This window comes from Pseudomonas sp., from assembly GCF_035497915.1.
GTDB lineage: Bacteria > Pseudomonadota > Gammaproteobacteria > Pseudomonadales > Pseudomonadaceae > Serpens.
Genome location: NZ_DATJCS010000008.1, coordinates 20,767 through 28,706, shown reverse-complemented (window position 1 = coordinate 28,706; position 7,940 = coordinate 20,767). Strand labels below are relative to the sequence as shown.

Sequence of the window (7,940 nt, the reverse complement as noted above, 5' to 3'; positions counted from 1 at the left end):
AGGGCCGGGTTTACCCCGGCCAAGGTCGGCGCCAGCCGACCCCAAAGATGCACCGACCTCCAGCTAATGCTTCTGCCGCGCCGCCAGGGCGATGGCCAGCAGAATCAGCGCCCCGCCGGCCGCCATGCGCAGGGTGGGTTGTTCATCGAACAGCCACCAGGCCACGGCGATGCCATATACCGGCTCCAGGGCGAAGATCAGCGCAGCGTTGCGCGCCTTGAGCACGCTCAAGCTGGCCACGAACAGGCTGTGGGCGATGGCCGTGCAGAACACGCCGAGCAGCCCCAGCCACAGCCAGTCCAGCGGTCTGACCGCCGGCAGCAGATGCCAGGCCAGCGGCAGCAGGCACAGGGCAATGGTCAGGTTCTGCCAGAGCGCCGCCTGGAACGGGTGAATGCCCTTCACCGAGGCGCGGTTGGCCACCGACAGCAGGGCGAACAGCAGGCCGGACAGTACCGCCCACAGCAACCCGGTGGTCTGCGCGCTGGCCAGTTCGAACTGCGGGGTGACCAGCAACAGCCCGGCGCTGACCAGCAGCAGCGTCAGCCATTCCGTGCCGCGAATGCGTTCGCGGAACAGCAGCCCTTCCAGCAGCACGGTGAAGGCCGGAAAGCTGGCGAAGCCCAGCGTCGCCACGGCTACGCCGGACAGCTTCACCGCATGAAAGAAGGTCAGCCAATGGCTGCCCAACAGCAGCCCGCCGCCGGCCAGCAGCACCAGCTGGCGCCAGCCCGGCCGCCTGTGCCGCCAGGCCAGCGGCAGCAGGCTGAGCACCGCGAACAGCGCGCGGCCGAACACGATCACCAGCGGCGCGGCCAGCGCCAGCTTGCCGAACACGCCGGTCAGGCCGAAGGCCAGGGCGCCGATGTGCAGCCCGAGCAGGGCGCGCCGTGGGGTCATGCGAGGGGCTCCGCTAAGAAGAAGGCCGCGCAGGGTAAGCGCTTTTGGTAGGAGTGGCTTCAGCCGCGCGGTGTTTCGTGCAGATCTGGACCAGGAGCATCGCGACTGAAGTCGCTCCTACAGACGCTCCTACAGACGCTCCTGGAGATTCGGGGATGGCTGGCGGCGCGCGCGAGCGCCGCGGCCAGCAGCGCGCAGGTCAGCGCCCAGGCCAGGGCCTGGCCATTGGCGAGTCCTTCCTGCCACAGCTGCAACGGGATGCCCAACGCCAGCACACCCGCCAGCAGCATCCCCTCGCGCGGGCTGACGGGGCGAGGGTGCAACAGGAAGAAGAGCGCCGGAAACACCAGCGCATACCAGGGGAAGCCGCGATAACGCGCATCGACTACCAGTCCGAGCATCAACACCGCGCCGGCGAAGCCGCTGGCCAGCAGCAGCGCAGCGCCCAGCCCGCGCCAACGGTTGGTGCCCCGCGCCAGCAGCGCCGCCTGGGCCAGCACCAGCAGATTGAGCAGCATCAGCGCGGCGCCCCACAGCCACTCCGCCGGACTGCGGCTTACCACCGCCAGCTGTTGCGCCTGCCAGGCCAGGCAGCCCGCGCCCAGCGCCGCCAGCGGCGGCAGCCAGAGTCGCGCCCCCGGCCCGGCGAGCAGCACGGCTCCGCCATATAAAGAGAGCGAGAGCAGCAGCCAGAGCGGCCAGTCCGGCAGGTTGGACACCGGACCACTGAGCACGCCCTTATCGTGGCGATCGGCGTCGTAGATTCCCCAGTAGCCACCCACGGTGCCTTCGCTGCGCCGCTTCCACGGCTGGTCGAAGGCCTCGATGAGGTTGTAGCTCCAGCCCTCGGCCTCGGCGTGCCGCACGAAGCCGCGGATGAAGCGCGCCTGGTTGAGAGGGCTGGGCAGTGCGGTTTCCCGTTGGCGGCCCTGGCTGGGCCAGCCGGTCTCGCCGATCAGGATGGCCTTGGGGGCGAAGCGGCGGACGAACTCGTCGTGAATCCGGCCCGCTTCGGTCAGCGCCGTGTCGATGCCCCGAGGCTCGTCTTCCCAGTAGGGCAGCAGATGCACGGTGAGAAAATCCACCGCCGGGGCGATTTCCGGGTGGCGCAGCCAGAATTCCCACACATCGGCGTAGCTCACCGGTTGCGGCACGTTGTCGCGGACCCGCTCGATCAGGCGGGCCAGATGGGTAGCGGTGACCTCTCGGCGCAGCAGGGTTTCGTTGCCCACCAGCACCGCGCGGACCACATCGGGATAGGTCTGCGCGGTGTCGATGAGCAGGCGGATCTCGGCTTCGGTGTCGTGCGGGTCGGCGTTGACCCAGGCGCCCAGTACCAGGTGCAGGCCGTGCTTGCGCGCCAGTTCCGGGATGGCTTGCAGCCCCGTCATCGAGTAGAGGCGGATGCAGGAAAAGCGCTGCGCCAGCAGGGCCAGATCGGCATCCAGCTGGGCGCGGTCCAGGCGCAGCGGACGGTCGAACGGCGACTGGTCGCGACCGAAGGGGCTGTAGGACACGCATTGCAGCCGCTGCTCGGGCGGCGCCGCGTCAGCCAGCGGGTGGTCGCGGCCGAGCCAGGCCCAGCAGGCGCCGAGGGCGGTGGCGAACAGCAGCAGGAGGGCAAGGCGTCGAGGCATGGCGCGGGCCGGCGGGAGGGTTCCTGCAGCTTAGCGCGGCAGGTTGCGCTCGCCGGCCCGTCGGGCGGGTCAGGCCAGCCAGGCGTGTTCGGCAGCGGCCGGCGCGGCCTGGGCGAAGCGTTCCCAGAGCTTTTCGTGGAAGAAGAAACCCACCGCGTTGCACAGCGGCTCGATGGTCGCCACCAGGCCGCCGACGGCCACGCTGCCGGTGAGGACATAGGTCACCGCGAAGGCGATACAGAAGTGCATGGCGGTGAAGGTCGCGGTCTTGAGCATGGTGGAGTCCCCCGTTCCGATTCGGGAATCGTTTGCGTTGGTGTGCACCTTAGCGGGGACGGCCTGATTGAAAAAACTTTTCCCCTTTATGGGGCTGATAGCTTTTTGGCATGGATTGACGGTGCGTCTTCAGGGCGGCGAAAACCAGAAAATGTCGACCGCAGCAACTTTTCACGACCGGCGGCCAATTCGACCAATGTCGACTTTCACTGACAAGTCAGGGGCTTAGAGTGCGCCCCGTCCAGAATTCCCTGGCTTTTAGGACAAGAACAAGATGTACGACGTTGTAACCCAGCGGATTGAACAGAGTCCGCGCTTCAAAGAACTGGTGGCCCGGCGCGGCCGCTTCGCCTGGACCCTGTCCGCCATCATGCTCGGCCTCTACGTGGCCTACATCCTGGTGATCGCCTTCGATCCCCAGCTGTTCGGCACGCGCATCAGCGCCGATTCGTCCATCACCTGGGGCATGCCCGCAGGTCTGGGCCTGATCTTCTCCGCCTTCATCCTCACCGGCATCTACGTTCGTCGCGCCAACGGCGAGTTCGACGAGCTGACCGCCGAAATCATCAAGGAGGCTCAGCAATGATGTCCCGTCTCCTGGCAGGTGCCGCCCTGCTGTTCGTCGCCCCCGCACTGTGGGCGGCCGGTGCCCTGGAAGGCGAAGTGGTCAAGCAGGCCACCAACTACACGGCCATCGTCATGTTCCTGGTGTTCATCGCCGCCACCATGTTCATCACCAAGTGGGCCGCCAAGCGCAACACCTCCACGTCCGACTACTACACCGCCGGTGGCAGCATCACCGGTTTCCAGAACGGCATGGCGATCGCTGGCGACTACATGTCCGCCGCCTCGTTCCTGGGTATTTCCGCCCTGGTGTTCGCCTCCGGCTATGACGGCCTGATCTACTCGATCGGCTTCCTGGTGGGCTGGCCGATCATTCTCTTCCTGATCGCCGAACGCCTGCGCAACCTGGGCAAGTTCACCTTCTCCGACGTGGCTTCCTACCGCCTCGGCCAGACCCAGATCCGCATCCTCTCCGCCTTCGGTTCGCTGACCGTGGTGGCCTTCTACCTGATCGCCCAGATGGTTGGCGCCGGCAAGCTGATCCAGCTGCTGTTCGGCCTGGACTACCTGGTCGCCGTGGTGCTGGTCGGGGTGCTGATGGTCATGTACGTGCTGTTCGGCGGCATGCTGGCCACCACCTGGGTGCAGATCATCAAGGCCATCCTGCTGCTCTCCGGCGCCACCTTCATGGCCATCATGGTGATGAAGCACGTCGGCTTCGACTTCGGCCGCCTGTTCTCCGAAGCGATCAGCGTGCACGCCAAGGGCGAGTCGATCATGAGCCCCGGCGGCCTGGTCAGCGACCCGATTTCCGCGATCTCGCTGGGCCTGGCACTGATGTTCGGCACCGCCGGTCTGCCGCACATCCTGATGCGCTTCTTCACCGTGGCGGACGCCAAGGAAGCCCGCAAGTCGGTGTTCTACGCCACCGGTTTCATCGGCTACTTCTACATCCTGACCTTCATCATCGGCTTCGGCGCCATCCTGCTGGTGGGCACCAATCCGGAGTTCAAGGATGCCTCGGGCGCCATCATCGGCGGCAACAACATGGTCGCCGTGCACCTGGCCAACGCCGTGGGCGGCAACCTGTTCCTGGGCTTCATCTCGGCCGTGGCCTTCGCCACCATCCTGGCCGTGGTCGCCGGTCTGACCCTGGCGGGCGCCTCGGCGGTGTCCCATGACCTGTACGCCTGCGTCATCAAGAAGGGCAAGGCCCGCGAGCAGGACGAGCTGAAGGTCACCAAGATCACTACCCTGGCTCTGGGCGTGGTCGCCATCCTGCTGGGCATCGCCTTCGAGAAGCAGAACATCGCCTTCATGGTCGGCCTGGCCTTCTCGATCGCCGCCAGCTGCAACTTCCCGGTGCTGTTCCTCTCCATGTACTGGAAGGGCCTGACCACCCGTGGCGCGCTGTTTGGTGGCATCCTCGGCCTGGGCACCGCGGTGGTGCTGACCATCCTCAGCCCGACGGTGTGGGTGGGTATCCTGGGCAACGCCCAGGCGATCTTCCCCTACGAGTATCCGGCGCTGTTCTCGATGATCGTCGCCTTCGCCGCCACCTGGCTGTTCTCGGTCACCGACCGGTCCCAGGCCGCCAGCGAGGAACGCGCGCGCTTCCTGCCGCAGTTCGTCCGCTCGCAGACCGGCCTCGGTGCCAGCGGCGCAGTCGCTCACTGATCCGGTCCCGCAACACGAAAAAGGCAGCCGCAAGGCTGCCTTTTTTGTTTGCGACCGGCGTGATCGCTAGACCGCCAGTGCCGCCCGGGACAGGCGCTGGATGGCCTCGACCAGCACTTCCAGCGCCTGGCGGGCCTCGGGCGCGTCCTGCTTGAGCAGGGTTTCGCTGCGCTGGCAGGCGGCGCGCAACTGCGGCACGCCGCAATAGCGGGTGGCGCCGTGCAGGCGGTGGATGCGTTCGATCAGCGCCTCGCGGTCCCAGCGCTCCCAGGCGATCAGGATGGCCTGGCGGTCGGCTTCCAGCGAATCCAGCAGCATGGTCAGCATGTCGGCGGCCAGGTCGGCCTTGCCGGCGGCCAGGCGCAGGCCTTCCTCGGGATCCAGCACCGGCAGGCCGTTGCCCGGTTCGCCCGTCGGCTCGCTCTGGCGCGCCGGCTGGCCGCCGCGCAGGCTCAGGCCGGTCCACTTGAGCACCACCTGGCTGAGCTGGTGTTCGTTGATCGGCTTGGTCAGGTAGTCATCCATGCCGCCCTGCAGCAGGGCGCGGCGCTCGTTGGCCAGGGCGTGGGCGGTGAGGGCGACGATGGGCGTCTGCGCCCGCGCCTGCCCGGTTTCCCAAGCGCGGATCGCCTCGGTGGTCTTCAGGCCGTCCATGCCGGGCATCTGCACGTCCATGAAGATCAGGTCGAAGCTGTGCTGGCGCACCTGCTCGACGGCAGCGAAACCGCTGTCCACGGCGGTGACTTCGGCGCCCAGGTCGTGGAGCAGGGTTTCCACCAGCAGCAGGTTGGCCGGGTTGTCATCCACGCACAGCAGGCGCGGCGGCCGGGACTGCGGCGCCGCCGCGGCGGGCGCCTCGTTGCGGCTGCTCGGCCGGTGACCCGTCAGCTCGCAGAGGCTGCCGTGCAGCTGGCGCGTGCAGATCGGCTTGCTGAGCAACTGCCGGTGGTCGTCGCCGAGTTCCTGGTGGAAGAGCATCTGGTCGGTGGTCGGGCAGAGCGTCAGCGCCTTGCAGCCCTGGGCCTCTAGTTCGTGCAGGTACTGGCCCAGCCGTTCCGGCGGCAGGCTGCGGCTGTCGATGCTGAGCACCGCCAGGTCGATGGGCCGGGCATCCGGAGAGTTGGCCACCGCGTCCAGCAGCTCGGCGGCGGTGGTGTATTCGAGCACCTCCAGGCCGGCGTCCTCCAGCTGATGGCGCAGGGCCTGGCGGGCCAGGTCGTGGCCGTCCAGCAGGGCGACGCGCAGGCCGCGCAGGTCTTCGCACTGTTCGTCCAGCGGCTCGGCCTTGGGCAGGCTGAGGCTGATCCAGAACTCCGAGCCCTGGCCCGGCACGCTCTCCACGCCGATCTCGCCGCCCATCTGTTCGACCAGGCGCTTGGAAATCACCAGGCCCAGGCCGGTGCCACCGGCCTGGCGGCTGATCGAGTTGTCGGCCTGGCTGAAGGCGTGGAACAGCTGGCGCAGGTCTTCGGCCGACAGGCCGATGCCGGTGTCGGTGACGCTGATGCGCAGCTGCGCGCGCTCGTCGTCCTCGTCTTCCAGCATGGCGCGCACCGCCACGGTGCCCTGGTGGGTGAACTTGATGGCGTTGCTCACCAGGTTGGTGAGCACCTGCTTGAGGCGCAGCGAATCGCCGACCAGCGCCGCCGGCGTGTCGCGGTAGATCAGGCTGACCAGCTCCAGCTGCTTGTCGTGCGCTTCCGGGGCCAGCATGGTCAGGGTGTCCTGCAGCAGGTCGCGCAGGTTGAACGGCGCGTTCTCCAGCACCAGCTTGCCGGCCTCGATCTTCGAGAAGTCGAGGATTTCGTTGATGATGCCCAGCAGGTTGTTGGCGGACTTCTGGATGGTCTGCAGGTAGTCGCGCTGGCGCGGGGTCAGTTCGTTGCGCAGCAGGAGCTTGGTGAAGCCGAGGATGCCGTTGAGCGGCGTGCGGATCTCGTGGCTCATGTTGGCCAGGAATTCCGACTTGATGCGGCTGGCCTCCAGGGCTTCCTTGCGCGCCAGGTCCAGCTCGATGTTCTGGATCTCGATGGTCTCCAGGTTCTGGCGCACGTCCTCGGTGGCCTGCTCGATGCTGTGCTGCAGTTCCTCCTGGGCGTTCTGCAGGGCGGCGGCCATGCGGTTGATGCCGGCGGCCAACTGGTCCATCTCGCGGCTACCCATGTCCGGCAGGCGGGTCTGCAGCTCGCCGTCCTTCAGGCGCGCCACGCCCTTCTGGATGATCGACAGCGGCGTGTTGATCGCCCGGCTCATGCGCAGGGCCAGCAGCGCCGCCACGCCCAGACAGGCGACGATCAGCAGCAGGCTGGCGAACAGGCTGCGGTAGCCGCGCAGCAGGGTGCCCTGGTGGGAAATTTCCAGCTCGATCCAGCCCAGCGGCCGTTCGCCGCTGGCCGGTGTTTCGCCGAGGGTCAGGTGGCTGATCAGGATCGGCTGCACGAAGCGCGTGGTGTCGCTCTCGGTCAGGCGCTGCGGCTGATCGGTGCGGCTGGCGGGACGGGTCTGCGCCAGCATGTTCGGCCCGGCATGGGCGCGCATCTGGCCGTCCTGGTCATACAGGGTCACGGCCCGCACGTCGGGCTGTTCGAGGGCCTTGCTGGCGATGCGCTGCAGCAGCGCCGGATCGCTGTTGGGCAGCGCCGGCGCGGTGAGCGGCGCGAGGTGCTCGGCGATCATCTGACCGCGCTGCAGCAGCTGCGCATGCAGGTCCGACAGCTGCATGGAGGTGAAGTAGATGCCCAGCAGCACTGCCAGCAGGCTGGTGGGCACGAGGGTCAGCAGGAGAACGCGACCCTTGATGCCAAGATGAGAGAACACGGCAAGTCCCAGGTAGAACCGATGGCGTGAGTGTAGCGAGACGACCGTTCATCGGGCAGCCCGGTAGGT

At 67.4% G+C, this 7,940-nt stretch carries 6 protein-coding genes; 2 read left to right on the top strand and 4 right to left on the bottom strand.

From position 1 onward, the window contains the following. Positions 1 to 63: 63 nt before the first annotated feature. The 3 genes from VL129_RS02560 to VL129_RS02550 all read right to left on the bottom strand — a co-directional run bounded on the left by VL129_RS02560 (position 64) and on the right by VL129_RS02550 (position 2,813). A complete protein-coding gene (locus VL129_RS02560) occupies positions 64 to 900 on the bottom strand; it encodes a DMT family transporter (RefSeq protein WP_325409750.1) in 837 nt (278 codons plus the stop codon). Between the two features lie 59 nt (positions 901 to 959). Beyond that, positions 960 to 2,537 (bottom strand): glycoside hydrolase family 17 protein, encoded by a 1,578-nt coding sequence (locus tag VL129_RS02555; RefSeq protein ID WP_325409748.1) that lies wholly within the window; start codon positions 2,535 to 2,537, stop codon positions 960 to 962. Positions 2,538 to 2,606: 69 nt separating this feature from the next. After that, the gene (locus VL129_RS02550; RefSeq protein ID WP_325409746.1) at positions 2,607 to 2,813 is read right to left on the bottom strand and encodes a DUF2061 domain-containing protein; all 207 of its coding nucleotides are present in this window, start codon (positions 2,811 to 2,813) and stop codon (positions 2,607 to 2,609) included. A gap of 274 nt (positions 2,814 to 3,087) precedes the next feature. On the opposite strand from VL129_RS02550, the gene VL129_RS02545 reads away from it, so the two are divergent. Both VL129_RS02545 and VL129_RS02540 read left to right on the top strand, forming a co-directional pair. Next, entirely contained in the window at positions 3,088 to 3,399 is a 312-nt protein-coding gene (locus VL129_RS02545) for a DUF485 domain-containing protein (protein WP_325409744.1), read from the top strand. Beyond that, positions 3,396 to 5,054: a cation acetate symporter gene (locus VL129_RS02540; RefSeq protein WP_325409742.1), complete on the top strand. Its 1,659-nt coding sequence runs from the start codon at positions 3,396 to 3,398 to the stop codon at positions 5,052 to 5,054. The genes VL129_RS02545 and VL129_RS02540 overlap by 4 nt, the downstream gene beginning before the upstream one ends. A gap of 66 nt (positions 5,055 to 5,120) precedes the next feature. Here VL129_RS02540 and VL129_RS02535 read toward each other — a convergent pair whose 3' ends face one another. Continuing rightward, a complete protein-coding gene (locus VL129_RS02535) occupies positions 5,121 to 7,871 on the bottom strand; it encodes a response regulator (RefSeq protein WP_325409740.1) in 2,751 nt (916 codons plus the stop codon). Positions 7,872 to 7,940 lie beyond the last annotated feature (69 nt).